General features: G+C 28.1%; 15 protein-coding genes and 1 tRNA gene. 14 read left to right on the plus strand and 2 right to left on the minus strand.

Annotated elements, in window-relative coordinates; translation table 11 throughout:
• Nucleotides 1-69: 69 nt before the first annotated feature.
• Nucleotides 70-1,014, minus strand: a complete 945-nt coding sequence (gene manA / locus IC175_RS10855; protein ID WP_227482861.1) for a mannose-6-phosphate isomerase, class I — start codon at nucleotides 1,012-1,014, stop codon at nucleotides 70-72.
• Between the two features lie 172 nt (nucleotides 1,015-1,186).
• Between manA and IC175_RS10860 the strand changes: the two genes are divergently transcribed.
• From IC175_RS10860 to IC175_RS10900, 9 genes are all read left to right on the plus strand, one after another.
• Complete coding sequence (locus IC175_RS10860; protein WP_227432543.1) at nucleotides 1,187-2,548, plus strand: Sapep family Mn(2+)-dependent dipeptidase; 1,362 nt, start codon at nucleotides 1,187-1,189, stop codon at nucleotides 2,546-2,548.
• An 87-nt stretch (nucleotides 2,549-2,635) separates the two neighbouring features.
• Nucleotides 2,636-4,525: a BglG family transcription antiterminator gene (locus tag IC175_RS10865; protein ID WP_227432544.1), complete on the plus strand. Its 1,890-nt coding sequence runs from the start codon at nucleotides 2,636-2,638 to the stop codon at nucleotides 4,523-4,525.
• 14 nt (nucleotides 4,526-4,539) lie between these two features.
• On the plus strand, nucleotides 4,540-4,995 hold the full coding sequence (locus tag IC175_RS10870; protein WP_227432545.1) for a PTS sugar transporter subunit IIA: 456 nt from the start codon (nucleotides 4,540-4,542) through the stop codon (nucleotides 4,993-4,995).
• Between the two features lie 57 nt (nucleotides 4,996-5,052).
• Nucleotides 5,053-5,370: a PTS fructose transporter subunit IIB gene (locus IC175_RS10875; protein WP_227432546.1), complete on the plus strand. Its 318-nt coding sequence runs from the start codon at nucleotides 5,053-5,055 to the stop codon at nucleotides 5,368-5,370.
• A 24-nt stretch (nucleotides 5,371-5,394) separates the two neighbouring features.
• Nucleotides 5,395-6,657 (plus strand): PTS fructose transporter subunit IIC, encoded by a 1,263-nt coding sequence (locus IC175_RS10880; RefSeq protein WP_227432547.1) that lies wholly within the window; start codon nucleotides 5,395-5,397, stop codon nucleotides 6,655-6,657.
• A gap of 104 nt (nucleotides 6,658-6,761) precedes the next feature.
• Nucleotides 6,762-7,826, plus strand: coding sequence for an aminopeptidase P family protein (locus IC175_RS10885; protein ID WP_227432548.1), 1,065 nt, complete (start codon nucleotides 6,762-6,764; stop codon nucleotides 7,824-7,826).
• 56 nt (nucleotides 7,827-7,882) lie between these two features.
• Complete coding sequence (locus IC175_RS10890; protein ID WP_227432549.1) at nucleotides 7,883-9,061, plus strand: MalY/PatB family protein; 1,179 nt, start codon at nucleotides 7,883-7,885, stop codon at nucleotides 9,059-9,061.
• 251 nt (nucleotides 9,062-9,312) lie between these two features.
• Entirely contained in the window at nucleotides 9,313-9,510 is a 198-nt protein-coding gene (locus tag IC175_RS10895; RefSeq protein WP_227432550.1) for a helix-turn-helix transcriptional regulator, read from the plus strand.
• Between the two features lie 3 nt (nucleotides 9,511-9,513).
• Nucleotides 9,514-9,948: a tellurium resistance protein TerC gene (locus IC175_RS10900; RefSeq protein WP_227432551.1), complete on the plus strand. Its 435-nt coding sequence runs from the start codon at nucleotides 9,514-9,516 to the stop codon at nucleotides 9,946-9,948.
• A 177-nt stretch (nucleotides 9,949-10,125) separates the two neighbouring features.
• Here IC175_RS10900 and IC175_RS10905 read toward each other — a convergent pair whose 3' ends face one another.
• Entirely contained in the window at nucleotides 10,126-11,181 is a 1,056-nt protein-coding gene (locus tag IC175_RS10905) for an FAD:protein FMN transferase (RefSeq protein WP_227432552.1), read from the minus strand.
• Between the two features lie 66 nt (nucleotides 11,182-11,247).
• Here IC175_RS10905 and IC175_RS10910 point away from each other — a divergent pair, with 66 nt between their 5' ends.
• The 5 genes from IC175_RS10910 (at nucleotide 11,248) to IC175_RS10930 (ending at nucleotide 14,630) form a co-directional block, all read left to right on the plus strand.
• Entirely contained in the window at nucleotides 11,248-11,619 is a 372-nt protein-coding gene (locus tag IC175_RS10910; protein WP_227432553.1) for a NusG domain II-containing protein, read from the plus strand.
• A gap of 40 nt (nucleotides 11,620-11,659) precedes the next feature.
• A complete protein-coding gene (locus IC175_RS10915; protein WP_227432554.1) occupies nucleotides 11,660-12,334 on the plus strand; it encodes a uracil-DNA glycosylase in 675 nt (224 codons plus the stop codon).
• 241 nt (nucleotides 12,335-12,575) lie between these two features.
• Nucleotides 12,576-13,415, plus strand: a complete 840-nt coding sequence (locus IC175_RS10920; RefSeq protein ID WP_227432555.1) for a G5 domain-containing protein — start codon at nucleotides 12,576-12,578, stop codon at nucleotides 13,413-13,415.
• A 257-nt stretch (nucleotides 13,416-13,672) separates the two neighbouring features.
• Nucleotides 13,673-13,769: transfer RNA gene (locus IC175_RS10925), tRNA-Sec, on the plus strand.
• A 156-nt stretch (nucleotides 13,770-13,925) separates the two neighbouring features.
• A complete protein-coding gene (locus IC175_RS10930) occupies nucleotides 13,926-14,630 on the plus strand; it encodes a ThiF family adenylyltransferase (RefSeq protein ID WP_227432556.1) in 705 nt (234 codons plus the stop codon).
• The last annotated feature ends 106 nt before the right edge of the window (nucleotides 14,631-14,736 follow it).

The following is a 14,736-nucleotide window of genomic DNA, read 5'->3' on the forward strand; positions in this document are numbered from 1 at the left end:
AGCTAGGCTATCATAAAAATAAGTTTTTATGATAGTCTAGCTTTTTTTGATGTTAATTGTATTTTGTATCTATATGTGAGAACATATGATTTCTAGATTACCTTCAAATCCAAAACTTCCAAAGTTATTTGGTAATATAAAATGCATACCTTTCTTTAAATCATACTCTATAGAATTGTGTATCAATTTACCAACTCCATCTAGGATACTGTACAAAGAAAAAGGTGTATTGTGAGTAAAATCACATTTTCCAAAAATATCTAATTTATAGACACTAAAAAATTCATTTGATACAAATGTTGTACATTTAAAGTTTGGTGTTGATACAATTTTATAATCAGTATCAAAATCTGTATGAGGAACATTTGTAACTTCTATTGATTTTTGAACATGAAGTTCACGTTTATTTCCTAAGTTATCAGTTCTATCATAATCATAAACTCTATAAGTAGTATCTGAGTTTTGTTGAGTTTCTAAAATTAATGTTCCCTTACATATAGCATGTATAGTTCCGCTTGGAACATAGAAAAAGTCACCTTTTTTTATATTAACTTTTCTAAGCAGTTTGTCCCATTCGTTATTATTTATCATTTCTATAAATTCTTCACGAGATTTTGCATTGTGACCTATTATAATTTCTGCATCATCAGAACAGTCTATTACATACCAGCATTCTGTTTTACCCAATTCTCCATTTTCGTTTTTTTGAGCATATTCATCATTTGGATGAACTTGAACCGATAAATTGTCATTGGCATCGAGTATTTTTGTAAGCAAAGGGAATTTATCTCCAGGTGTATTACCAAACAATTCTCTATTTTTCTCCCATAATTCAGATAGCTTTTTATTTTTATATTCTCCATTTTCTATCAGACAATCTCCATTTTTATGAGAACTTATAGCCCAACATTCACCTGTTGTAGGTGATTTTATCTCATAGTTAAATTTATCTTTAAGTGCAGTACCACCCCATATTCTATCCATAAAAATAGGCTTTAAAAATAATGGTTCCATAATCTTGTTCCTCCTATGATATTAAATTTATCCTACAAATAATTATATATAAATAGATTATAAAATCAATAGCAAAAAAGTTTTGTCCCTTGAAATGACATAAAGTATAAGGATTTATGAAACAAGATAAACTATGATATATAATATAAAGGTTTAAATTGGAGTGATAATCATGGAGAGATTTAAAGAAGAAAATCAAAAATATAAAAAAGAATTCTTGAAATTGTTGGAGGAATGGGTAAGTATACCTTCCTTTTATGATAAAAATACTGTATCTAAAGATATGCCTTTTGGAAAAGGTGTATATGATGCATTAAAGTGGTTTGAAAATTTAGGTAGAGAAAATAATTTTACTGTTAAAAATATAGATAATCATGCTGTTTATATTGAATATGGAGATGGTAAAGATTATATAGACATATTTGGGCATTGTGATGTTGTAAATCCAGGAGAAGGATGGGATAGTGAGCCATTTAAGCTAGATATTATGGGTGACAAATTAGTTGCTAGAGGTGTTTCCGACAATAAGGGCCCTATGATAGCAAATTTTTTGGCATTAAAAATGATAAAAAGTCTAAATATAGATTTAAAGAGAAAAGTTAGATTAATTGCTGGAGGAAATGAAGAAAGTGGATTTAAGTGCATAAAGCACTATTATAGCAAAGAGCCACATGGTGTATATGGATTTACTCCAGATGCTAAATTTCCTGTATTAAATGGAGAAAAGGGTGGAGCGATAATAAAGCTAATGCTGGATATAGATGATAAATATCTAGATATAAGTGGTGGAATAGAGTTTAATACAATTCCAGACAAAGTGTATATCAAAAATATTGAAAATTTAAGTAATGATTATATAAATTCTGATTTTAATAATGTTTCAATAAGTTTTAATGATGGTAAGTATATTGTGAATGGGAAAGGTGGACACTCATCTAAACCTGAAAAAGCAATAAATCCCATATTAGATACAATTAAAATTTTAGCAGAAAATCTTGATGAAGATTGGGCAAAAGATTTGTACAGGCTAATAAATAAAGATAATATAGATGGAAAACTGTTTGGCTTAAATGTTGAAGGAAAATGTGGAATTCTTTCAATGGTTCCAACAATAATAAATATAAAAGAAGGAAAGCTTGAAGTAATTTTAAGTGTTAGGTATCCTGAAGTATTGACAGTTGAAGAAATAATAGAAAAATTTGATTTGTATATAAAAATAAATAATATTAATAAATTTAAGTTTATTGGGGAAAATTTAAAGCAAGCAAATTATATAGATGAGAATTCGAAACTTGTAAGACGTTTACATGAGATATATGTAAAGTATTCTGGAGACTCAAAAAGTGTTGTTAGAGTAACCAGTGCAGGAAGCTATGCAGCTGAAATGAAGAATTCAGTAATATTTGGGTGTGAATTTCCTGATGGTAGTTTTGGAAATGTTCATAGTGCAAATGAATTTGCCAGTTTAGATAGGTTTATAACTGCGATAGGTATCTATGCGGAGGCAATAGTTACATTATGCAATAATATATAAATACAAAATGTCCCTTATATAGACATATTATATATACAACTAAAATTTTATTTGATATATAATTGAAATCAAAGAGAAGGTGATACAATGATAACTAAGAAACATGCAGTAATAGTAAAAAGTTTAAGCAATAAAGATGGATATATGACATCAAATGAACTAGCTATTAAATTAGATGTATCTACTAAAACTATTAAAAGATATATAGCAGATTTAAATGGTATTTTGAGTAAGTATGATTTAGAAATAGATTCTTCAAGAGGTATAGGATATAAGCTAAGTGGCTCTAAAACCAACATATCAAAAGCTGTAAAAGAAGCAAATAAATATATAAATGGTTTCTTGGATGATTCTGAAGAAGCAAGGATGTCAAATATAATATGTATGCTGATTAACAGAAATTATATGAGTATAGAAGTAATGGCAGAAGAATTAAATCTAAGTATAGCAGCCATAAATAAATTATCTAGTAAGCTTAAAAGAAAACTTGAAAAGTATGACTTAGTTATAAAATCTAAACCTTATTATGGAAGCTATATATATGGTGAAGAAATTAATATAAGACAGTTGATTACTGATTATGCAATAAAGTTGGATGAGAAGAGTAAAATCAAAGTATTTTTGGATGATATCAGTGAAAACGATATAAATTGCATAGAAAGTATTTTAGAAAAGCATTTAAGAGAAAAAGAAACAATAATTTCAGATAAAGACTTTAATCTTTTACTTTCAAAAATAATAGTTTCTGTGTTTAGAAGTAAGAGAGGTCATAGCAAAAATATAAATTTAATAGATACAGGATATAGATTTCATAATTACAGTTTTATAGAAAAGCTTATGAAAGAAATATCTGATAAAGTTGGATTTAAACTTATTGAAGATGAAGTAATTTATATTTCCAATTATTCTGGTGTAATAGCATATAGAGGTGCACAAGGAATAAAAAATGCAAGTGAAATTGAAGAAAGAATAAGTAGCGTTATAAGTAGTGCTCTTCAAGATATACTGCTTATTTCAGGAAGTGACTATACAAAAGATGAAGAGTTTATGATAGCGATATCTGACCATATAAAGAGGTTTTTAAATAGAGCAAAAGCTAATATAAAATCTAATAATCCTCTGCTTCATCAAATAAAAGAGAAATTTCCAATAGCTTTTAACTTAGCTGTGTTTTTATCAAATAAGCTAGAAACTGAATTTAATTTAAAATTAGATGAAGATGAACTTGGATATATAGCTATTCACTTTGCTGCTTCAAATGAAAGAATGAAAAAAAATACAAGTAAGAAAATTTGTATAGTTTGTCATTATGGTATAGGCACAGGTCAGCTTCTTTCTGAAAAATTAAAGCAGAATATAAGTGACTTAAATGTTGTAGGTGTTTATCCATTTAGATATCTTGATATGGCAATAGGTCAAGATGTTGATTTGGTAGTATCAACAGTTGAATTAAAAGGATATGAAAAGCCAGTCTTATATATAGAAAATATATTTGATGATAGCTTAATTGAAAACGTAAACAAAGCCTTTTATGAAAAGGAAGAAAGAAGAAAAATAATAAGTAATATGTTTGATGAAAGAGCTTTTTTCAGTATAAAAGCAAATACAAAAGAAGAAGTTATACTTTCGCTTTCAAACAAGTTAAAAGAAAGAGACTTTATAGAAGAAAGCTCAATAAAAAGTATAATAGATAGAGAAAATATTTCATCAACTGAAATAGGAAATCTAGTAGCTATACCTCACACAATAGTGAAGGGAGATAAAAAATCTATAATCGGAGTTGGAATACTTGAAAATCCAATAATTTGGGATAAGCAAGAAGTTCAACTAGTATTTATGGTATTTTTTAATACTAAAGAAAAACATAATTTTTCAATATTTAAATACCTTTACAATTTTATAAAAGATGAAGGTGGAGTAAGAGGAATTATTAAAATATGTGACTTTAATAAATTAATGGCACTGATAGGTAATTAAGGAGGAAATTAACAATGGGAACAAACATATTTAACAAAGAATATGTATTTTTAAATACTGAGGCTAAGTCTAAGGTTGAGGTTTTAAAATTTATAGCTAAGAAAGCTAAAGAATTAAATTTAACAGAAGATGAAAATCTAGTATACGAAGGCTTAGTAGCTAGAGAAGAGCAATTTACTACAAATTTGGGAGAATCTATAGCAATACCTCATACTAAAAATGATGCAATTGAAAATCCAGCAGTAGTGGTACTAAAGTTTAATGATAATGTTGTTTGGAATGAAGGTGAGGACAATGTCAAGTTGGCAATAAGTTTGCTTATGCCAGGAAAAAGTAAAGAAAACATACACCTTAAATTATTATCGTCTCTTTCAAGAAAATTAATAAATAAAGATTTTAAAGATTCTCTTTTAAAGAGTGATAATGTGGAAGAAATCGCTAATTTAATAAATGAAGCTTTAGGTTTATAGATAAATACTAAAGTTAAAATAAAAATAATTAATTAAAGTAAATAGGAGGAATTTAAAATGAATAAAAAATTAGTAGCATTATGTGCTTGTCCAATGGGACTAGCTCACACTTTTATGGCAGCAGAAGCAATAGAGCAAGCTGCAAAGGCATTAGGTTATGAAGCAAAAGTTGAAACTCAAGGTGCAGATGGTGTGCAAAATGAATTAACAAGAGAAGACATATTAGGAGCAACTATGATAATACATGCAGTAGCAATAACACCAGAAGGTATGGAAAGATTTGATGGTTGTGAAGTTTATGAGGTTGAATTACAAGAGGCTATAAAGAATGCAGAAGGTGTTATAAAGGAAATAGAAGAGGATTTAGGAATATAATAAATTTACTGTGGAGGAAATAGAATGGCAATCAAGAAAAAAGTTATAAACAGTTCAGGTGCTTCTACAACAGGAGGCAATAACGCAGGAAAAACTACTCCATCTAATCCAACTCAATCAAAGGGAAATGGAAAATGGAAAGAAATTAGTAAACATATAATGACAGGTATATCATATATGATACCAGTCTTAGTAATGGGTGGACTTATAGGAGCTTTATCTCAATTAATACCATATGCAATATTAGGGCTTGACCCATCTGTAGGTATAGTTGATGCTATGAACTCAGGTGAATTTACAGGATTTAAACTTAGCCTTTTAAACATGGCACAATTAATGTCAAACTTCGGATTTACTCTGTTTGGATTTGCAATACCACTATTTGCAGCATTCTGTGCAAATTCTATAGGTGGAAAAACAGCCCTAATAGCAGGATTTATAGGTGGATATATAGCTAATAAACCTGTAGGTGTACCACAATTCGTAGATGGACAATGGACAGAAGTTGTACCAGTTGCATCAGGATTCTTAGGTGCAATATTAATCGCATTTATAATAGGATATTTTGTAAAATGGTTAAATAAATCTATAAAAGTTTCTCATAACTGGTTAGCTTTTAAAACAACATTTTTAATACCACTAATAGCATCATTAACTTGTATGGTATTGATGATATTTATAATAACTCCATTTGGTGGATTAATTAATGAAAGTATGAAAAACTTCTTAACAGCAGCAGGAGCAGCGGGAGAATATGTATATGCAACAGCTTTAGCAGCAGCTACAGCATTTGACTTAGGTGGGCCAATAAATAAAGCAGCAGGATTCGTTGCACTTGGTTTGACTACAGAAAATGTACTACCAATAACAGCAAGAACAATAGCTATAGTTGTTCCTCCAATTGGATTAGGACTTACAACTTTATTAGATAAAAGATTAGTGGGAAGAAGAGTATATGATAGACAATTCTATCAAGCAGGAAAAACTTCTATATTCCTATCATTTATGGGTATATCAGAGGGAGCAATACCATTTGCACTTGAGAGACCAGGTTTTGTTATACCTTTAAATATCGTAGGAAGTATAATAGGAGCTATTACAGGTATAGTTTTAGGGGCAATTCAGTGGTTCCCAGAGTCAGCTATATGGGCATGGCCTCTAGTAGATAACTTATTTGGATATGTAATAGGTATAGCAGTTGGTGCTATATTCATAGCTGTAGGAAATGTATTTTACAGAAATAAATTAATAAAGGATGGTAAACTTGTTGTAGATTATATTGATTAATTTATAAATTTTACTATCTATAATAACCTTGGCTGGTAATATTGATTGAAACAATATTACCAGCCTTACCTATATGACTAATTAAGGGTGGTGAAGATAAAATTATGAATAAAATAGAAAAAATAAGAAAGTATCTTAAAGAGTATAATGTAGATGGAATTCTTATTAATAGTTCTACCAATAAGTTTTATATTGGAAATCTATTTAGTTCATCAGGCTATGTTTTTATAACGAAAGATAAACAATATATAATAGTAGATTTTAGATACTTTGAAGAAGTTAAAAGAAAATCAGATTTATTTGATGTTATATTAATGGATAAAAATAGAACGTATTTTGATATAATTAATGATATTTGCAGAAATCAAAATATAAAAGAAATTGGCTTTGAAGGAAGTGAAGTATCTTTTGACTCATATAAAAGTATGAATAACAAATTAAATGTAACTTTAAAATCAATTGATTTATCTACTTTAAGAAAAGAGAAAGATGAAGATGAAATAAAATATATAAAAAAAGCTTGTGAAATAGTAGATGCTACGTTTTATCATATAATTGACTTTATAAAAGTTGGTATGACTGAAAGACAAGTAGAAAATGAAATTGTAAGATTCATAAAAGAATTAGGCGGACAAAAAGAATCATTCGACACTATAGTTGCATCTGGTTTGAGAGGAGCCTTACCTCATGGAAAAGCTAGTGAAAAAATTATAGAATATGGAGATTTTGTTACATTCGATTTTGGAGCAAAGTATAATAATTATTGTTCAGACATTACTAGAACTATTTGTATGGGAACTACAAATAAAGAACTAGAAAAAATATATAATATAGTAAAGAAAGCTAATGAAGAGTGTATAAAGGTTTTAAAGCCAGGTATGACTGCTGGTGAAATAGATAAGGTTGCAAGAGATATAATTAGTTCATATGGATATGGTGATAATTTTGGACACAATCTGGGTCATGGTGTAGGTATTATGGTTCATGAGTATCCAGCATTAACTTCAGAATCAAATGAAGTATTAAAAGAAGGCATGGTTGTAACTATAGAGCCTGGTATATATGTGCCAGAACTTGGAGGAGTAAGAATTGAAGATGATGTACTTATAACTCAAGATGGGTGTATGAGATTGACTATATCTACCAAAGATTTAATAGTTGTAAATTAAAAATAAATTGTAGCTAAGTATTTTTATAATAATAAGAAAAGACGAGGTAAATTTAAATGTATAATTTTGATGATAGACCAGATAGAGTAAGTGAAAAGTGTAGAAAGTGGGATTTAAATATTATAAGAGATAAATTTGGAGATATTAAAGAAGATTTTGTACCAATGTGGATTGCTGATATGGATTTTAAAATACCAACAGAAATAGAAAGTAAATTTATTGAAGCTGTAAAAAGAGGTGTATTTGGATATACATACTGTTATGATGAATTTTATGATTCAGTTATTGGGTGGCAAAATGATATGCATAAAGTAAATGTAGAAAGAGAATGGATTACATTGACTTATGGAACTGTGTCAACACTTCACTATGTAGTACAAGCTTTTTGTAAAAAAGGAGATAGTATAATATTAAATACACCAGTTTATGACCCATTTGAATCATCAGCTAAAAAGCAGGGTGTAAATGTAGTTTGTAATACATTAGATGTGATAAATGATAGATATTATATAAATTTTGATAGATTAGAATCTCAAATTAAAGAAAATAAACCTAAGTTAATGATGTTTTGTACACCACATAATCCATCAGGAAGAATTTGGTCAATTGAAGAAATGACGAAAGTAGCAACTATATGTAAAGAAAACAATGTTATTTTAGTTGCAGATGAAGTACATGCAGAGCATATTCATTATGGCGAATTTAATTCTATTCTTAAGCTTGAAAGAGAACTTTTAGAAAATATTATCCTATTGACATCACCAAATAAAGGGTTTAATCTTGGAGGATTAAAGACCTCTTATTCAATAGTTATAAATAAGGACATAAGAGATACTTTTAGAAAGAAACTAAAACAAAATTCTATAACTTCTCCAAATGTATTTGGAATAATAGGATTAATAACAGCTTATGATGAATGTAGAGAGTGGTTAAGGAACGTAAATGAGTATATAAAATCAAATTATGAACTTTTAGAGAATTGGGTAAATAAATATGAGAAGATTAAACTAATGAAGATGGAATCGTCTTATTTGGCTTGGATGGACATAAGCAATCTAGGACTAAGTGCAAGTGAATTTACAGATAGGTTAGCTGTCAATACAGGAGTGCTAATAGAAGATGGAAGTCACTTTGTAAAAGATGGAGAAAAGTATGTTAGGATAAATTTAGGAACTCAAAAAGAAAATGTAATTGAGGCATTAAATAGAATGGATTTGTTTGTAAAGTCGTTATAAAAAGTTAGTTGAGTTATTTATTAAAAATAAAAAAATGTAGGTTGTTTCAAAGATGTACTAAAAAAGATTAAAAAATAAGGTTTATAGACATCAAGATGTAATTCAATTATAAAATTAAATATGTTTAATGATAGGCATTTCTAATGAAATGTCTATTTTTATATATATTTTGTAAAGTTTCCTTTACAAAAATAAAAGCAAGTGGTATATTATAAATGTAAAGGAAACTTTACAAAAAGGAGGCAATCTTTTTGAAAAATCGTGTAGAGGATTTAAGAAAGAAAAAAGGTCTTAATCAAGAAGATTTTGCAAAAATTCTTAAGGTTTCAAGGCAGACGATTAGTTCTATTGAAAATGGAAAATATAATCCATCTTTAGAACTTGCATTTCAAATATCTGATTTTTTTGAAATGTCGATTGAAGAAATATTTTTATGGAAGGAGAAATAGTTCATGGAAAAGAAAAATTTAAGAATAGGAATTGTATTTGTAGTTTTAGGTGTTATTTTCTTGTTTCTTTGTTTAATGAATGGTGATAAGTTAGGTTCTTTGTTTGCTGGACTAGCAGGAGGCTTTGGATTTGGTGGAATTTCTGCCATTTATCGTTACTTTTACTGGAATAAGCATAAAGAAGAATACAAAGAAAAGCTCGAAATAGAAAACATTAATCTTCATGATGAAAGAAATGTTATGTATAGAGATAAAGCAGGAAGATATGCTTACATTGTATGTATGATAATAATTCCTATATCTGCTTTTGTTTTCTCTGTACTAAATGCATTAGATATATACAACTCATTGGTAATAATCATATATTTATTTGTTTTGTGGATTGTTTTATATGTTGTAGGAGTTATTTATTATCGAAAGTTAAAGCGTAATGGGTAGTGTTTTATACAAATCAAGCTATAAATATGGTATATACATAAGTACAATTTGTTTTAGACTACTTAGTATATACCATATTTTATATAAAACTTAAATTTACATTAGTTATATTAGAGTTATTTAAATTTGTATGTATAAATTTGTATGCATAATAGATATAGTTATTATTTAAACTCATTATTTATTGAACTTTTTAATAGAAAAAGCTTTGTCTGTAAGTTTAAAATTATTTTGTATGCCATTAGTTAAATATACTTTTTTATCTTTGGTTATAAATATAGCATCTACATTATCAATACTATTAATTAAATCCATACCTTTTTCAAGTCCAAGTCCAAATGTAGAAGTGGATAAAGCATCACAATTAATAGATTTATCAGAGATTATTGTAACACTGCTTAAGTTGTTTTCAAAAGGGTATCCTGTAAATGGATTTAACATATGGTGATATATTTTACCATCTTTTTCTATAAATCTCTCATAAATTCCAGATGTAACAACAGATTTATTTGTAGTTTCTATATTCCCTATAGATTCTCCATTTTTGCTAGTTGGGTCTTGAATACCAATTTTAAAAGGTTTGTTATTTTTGCTATCTTCTAAAGTAAATATATTACCTCCCAAGTTTACTAAAGCTTTTTTTATACCTTCTGATTTCAAATAGCCTACGATTTTATCAGCAGCATATCCTTTAGCTATTGCCCCTAAATCAATTTTCATATCTTCTTTAGCTAACTTTATAGATTTATTTTTTTCATCTAATATAATATTTTTGTAATCAATGAGCGGCAGAAGTTCGTTTATCTCAGAGTCATTTGGGACTTTAGCCTTGTCTGTTCCAATTGCCCATAGATTGGATAGTGGACCAACTGTTATATCAAAGTATCCATTTGACAACTTAGAGTATTCTATAGCCTCTTGTACAACAAAAAATGTATCATCAGAAACTTTGACAAAATCTTTACCAGCATTATCATTTATTTTAGAAACATCGCTTCCTGGTATATGGGTACTCATCTTGTTATCAATATATCTTAAAATTGAATCACATTCATTTAAAATTTTATCACTTTTTGATTCTTTTATATTAAATATAGTAACTTCATTTACTGTACCAAGGTAATAGCTTGTCTTACTATATTTAGTATTTTGACTTGAACTCCTAAAAAATGAAAATAAAATTAATGCTAAAATCAATATCACAAAAATAAATGTGATTTTTTTCTTATTCATGGTATATTCCTCCTATGAAATTGTGTTATTATCTTATTATAGCATAATTTCATAGGAGGACAAAAAATGAAGAAAAAAGACATTCTTCTTATTTTAGGTGTTTTGATTGTTATCACAGCATGTTATGGAATAATAAATGTTATAAATTCTAAAAATGCTGGAAGTATTGAAATTTATGTAGATAATAAATTGTATAAGACTGTTTCAATAAATGCCAAAGAAGAATTTAAAATAGAAAATAGAGGAGGGTACAATATAGTTAAAATTCATGACAAAGGTGTGGAGATAATAGATGCTTCATGTCCTGATAAGGTGTGTGTACATACAGGTTTTATAAACAAACCAAGTCAAAGTATAGTTTGTATACCTAACAGAGTGAGCATAAAAATAAATACTAATGAAAAAAATGACAATCAAGAGGACATAATTTCTAAATAAAACAATAAATAAAAATAGCTGAAAGGAATTGGTGATAACTATGGTTAATTTAGGAAACGATTGGAATGAATTATTAAAGGAAGAATTTGAAAAAGAATATTATTTAAATTTAAGAAAATTCCTTATAGATGAATATAAGACACGTCAAATTTTTCCTAATATGCATAACATATATGAAGCTTTAAAACACACTTCATATAAAGATACAAAAGTTTTAATACTAGGACAAGACCCCTATCATGGAGATAATCAAGCTCATGGTTTAGCTTTTTCAGTTCAACCACAAGTAAAAACTCCACCATCTCTATTAAATATGTACAAAGAGTTGAAAGAAGATTTAGGATGCTTTATACCTAATAATGGATACTTAATGCCTTGGGCAGACCAAGGTGTGTTACTTTTAAATACAGCACTTACTGTTAGAGCACATGAAGCCAATTCTCATAAAAATAAAGGGTGGGAAATTTTCACAGATAGAGTGATTTCTATTTTAAGTGACCGTGAAGACCCAGTAATTTTTGTACTGTGGGGAAGTAATGCGCGTAAAAAAGTAGAATTGATTGATACAAGTAAGCATTATATTTTGGAAGCACCTCATCCAAGTCCATTATCAGCAAGTAAAGGTTTTTTTGGATGTAAGCACTTCTCTAAGATAAATGAAATTCTCGAAAAGCTAGGAAAAGAACCTATCAATTGGCAGATAGAAAATATATAAAGATAAAAGGTAACAAAATGATAACAAAACAACAATAAACAATGACATTGTTGTAACTAATAGAAATATGCTTCAATAGTTGAAAATACTATGTATGCATATTTCTATTTTTTTGTCAAGTTGACAACTCTTGAAAAAATAGTTACAATTTAGTTACACAAAAAACAAAAAAGAAATTTACGAAGCAGAATATTACGTAGCAAAATATATAGTGTAAAAAATTTGAGGGAGGAAATTTTATATGAATTTAAAGAAATTGAGTAATGTTAAAGTCTCGGCAATGGCGGTTGTTTTATCAGTTGGAATTTTATCTGGATACTCTGCACTTAATAAACAAGTAACATTAGTAGTAAAAGGAGAAGAAAGAACTGTATCTACATTTAGTTCTAATGTAGGAGACCTTTTGGAAGCCCAAAACATTAGCTATGATGGAAATGATATAGTTAGTTTGGATGTAAATTCAAAGTTATCTAATGGAGATAAAATAGAAGTAATTGATGTTAAGGAAAAAACAGTTGTAGAGACTAAAGACATTCCGTTTGAAGTTACAGTTGTTGAAGATAACTCTTTGTCAAAAGGAGATTCTAAAGTTAAAGAAGAAGGAAAATCTGGTAAAAGTGAATTAGTATATAAAGAAACTTATCACAATGGCAAGAAAGTAGAAAAGGAATTTGTGAAAAAAGTTGTTACATCTGAGCCAGTTAATAAAGTTGTAAATAAAGGAACAAAAGTAGAAATGCAAGTAGCTTCATCAAGGGGAGAAAGTTCAAGAAGGATGGCTTCATCTTCTTCAAGTAGTAGCAGTAGTAACAATGGTAGAAGTATGAGAGTTGTAGCAACTGCATATTCTGGTCATAGTATAACTGCAACAGGAACAAAGCCTAAGTGGGGAACAATAGCTGTAGACCCTAAGGTTATACCATATGGAACGAAAGTATATATACCTCAATTTGATATGGTATTTACTGCTGAAGACTGTGGTGGTGCGATAAAAGGAAATAAAATTGATATATTTATGAATGATTCAAAGACAGTTTACAATTGGGGAAGAAAAACTATAGATATACGTATATTAAAATAATTAAATAATTTATATTTATACTGGAAATTGTATTTTGATTAAATAGAGGAAAAATTCTTTATAGATAATTAAAATATGGTTTCCAGTTTTTAAGTTTATAAATATAGTTATAAATATAATAAGAAGATATATAAATATTAATTGCTATAGATAAAAACTATTTAAAATATGATTTGCTATCAAATTAATCTATAAAAATTGTTGCAAAGAGTCAAAATATATGATATTATAGATTTCGTTGAGAAACGTTTCGTTATGGGAGTGGATGGGTGCCGGTGTGCCCTCTAGTCTTCAAAACTAGTATGAGGGGTTAAGAGCCTCTTAGGTGGGTTCGATTCCCACGCATTCCCGCCAGTATAAAAGGTATCTTTTAATATTAAAAGATACCTTTTTAAATTTAAAAATTATTTTGAGATAATTTAGTTTTAGTAATATATAATATCTAGTATTATATAATGTGAATTTTCTAATACTAATATTAGGTATATAAAAGTCTAGGAGAGTGGAAAAATGGAAAATAACTTTACAACGAGAACTAGTTTTCTAGTTGGAGATGATGGTATAGAAAAACTTAAAAATTCAAATGTAATAGTATTTGGAGTTGGAGGAGTAGGTAGTTTTACTGTTGAAGCTTTAGCAAGAGCTGGAGTGGGTAATCTCACTATTGTTGATTTTGATGATGTAGATATAACAAATATAAATAGACAAATACCAGCATTACATTCAACTGTGGGAAAATATAAAGTCGATGTTATGGAAGAAAGAATTTTAGATATAAATCCTAATATTAATATAAAAAAAATAAGAAATCTTTATAATAAAGATACTAGTAGTGAAATACTAACAGAAAGATATGATTATGTTGTGGATGCAATAGATATGGTAAGCTCGAAGATACATTTAATTGAAACATGTGAAAAAAGAGGTTTAAAAATAATAAGTTCTATGGGTATGGGAAATAAATTGGACCCAACTAAAATAGTTGTTACTGATATACACAAAACAAGTACTTGTCCTTTAGCTAAAGTCATGAGAAAAGAGCTTAGAGATAGAGGAATTAAAAAATTAAAGGTGGTATATTCAACTGAACAACCAATAGAACTTAAAAAGAAAGTCATGAATGGTAAAAAGGTAACACCAGGTAGTGTATCATTTGTGCCATCTGTTGGAGGTCTAGTAATTGCATCTGTAATAGTTAATGAATTATTAGGGTAATAATGCTAAATATTTTATCTATAAATTTTATGGACATATTTTAAAGGCTAAAAGCATCAATATAAAACCATTTTATGTTGATACTTTTAGCCTAGTTCTGTTATGT

The organism is Clostridioides sp. ES-S-0123-01 (assembly GCF_020658415.1).
In the GTDB taxonomy this organism is placed as follows: domain Bacteria; phylum Bacillota; class Clostridia; order Peptostreptococcales; family Peptostreptococcaceae; genus Clostridioides.

Coding starts and splice junctions, on each gene's coding strand:
- manA (WP_227482861.1), bottom strand. CDS start 1,014: ATGGAACCATTATTTTTAAAGCCTATTTTTATGGATAGAATATGGGGT.
- IC175_RS10860 (WP_227432543.1), top strand. CDS start 1,187: ATGGAGAGATTTAAAGAAGAAAATCAAAAATATAAAAAAGAATTCTTG.
- IC175_RS10865 (WP_227432544.1), top strand. CDS start 2,636: ATGATAACTAAGAAACATGCAGTAATAGTAAAAAGTTTAAGCAATAAA.
- IC175_RS10870 (WP_227432545.1), top strand. CDS start 4,540: ATGGGAACAAACATATTTAACAAAGAATATGTATTTTTAAATACTGAG.
- IC175_RS10875 (WP_227432546.1), top strand. CDS start 5,053: ATGAATAAAAAATTAGTAGCATTATGTGCTTGTCCAATGGGACTAGCT.
- IC175_RS10880 (WP_227432547.1), top strand. CDS start 5,395: ATGGCAATCAAGAAAAAAGTTATAAACAGTTCAGGTGCTTCTACAACA.
- IC175_RS10885 (WP_227432548.1), top strand. CDS start 6,762: ATGAATAAAATAGAAAAAATAAGAAAGTATCTTAAAGAGTATAATGTA.
- IC175_RS10890 (WP_227432549.1), top strand. CDS start 7,883: ATGTATAATTTTGATGATAGACCAGATAGAGTAAGTGAAAAGTGTAGA.
- IC175_RS10900 (WP_227432551.1), top strand. CDS start 9,514: ATGGAAAAGAAAAATTTAAGAATAGGAATTGTATTTGTAGTTTTAGGT.
- IC175_RS10905 (WP_227432552.1), bottom strand. CDS start 11,181: ATGAATAAGAAAAAAATCACATTTATTTTTGTGATATTGATTTTAGCA.
- IC175_RS10910 (WP_227432553.1), top strand. CDS start 11,248: ATGAAGAAAAAAGACATTCTTCTTATTTTAGGTGTTTTGATTGTTATC.
- IC175_RS10915 (WP_227432554.1), top strand. CDS start 11,660: ATGGTTAATTTAGGAAACGATTGGAATGAATTATTAAAGGAAGAATTT.
- IC175_RS10920 (WP_227432555.1), top strand. CDS start 12,576: ATGAATTTAAAGAAATTGAGTAATGTTAAAGTCTCGGCAATGGCGGTT.
- IC175_RS10930 (WP_227432556.1), top strand. CDS start 13,926: ATGGAAAATAACTTTACAACGAGAACTAGTTTTCTAGTTGGAGATGAT.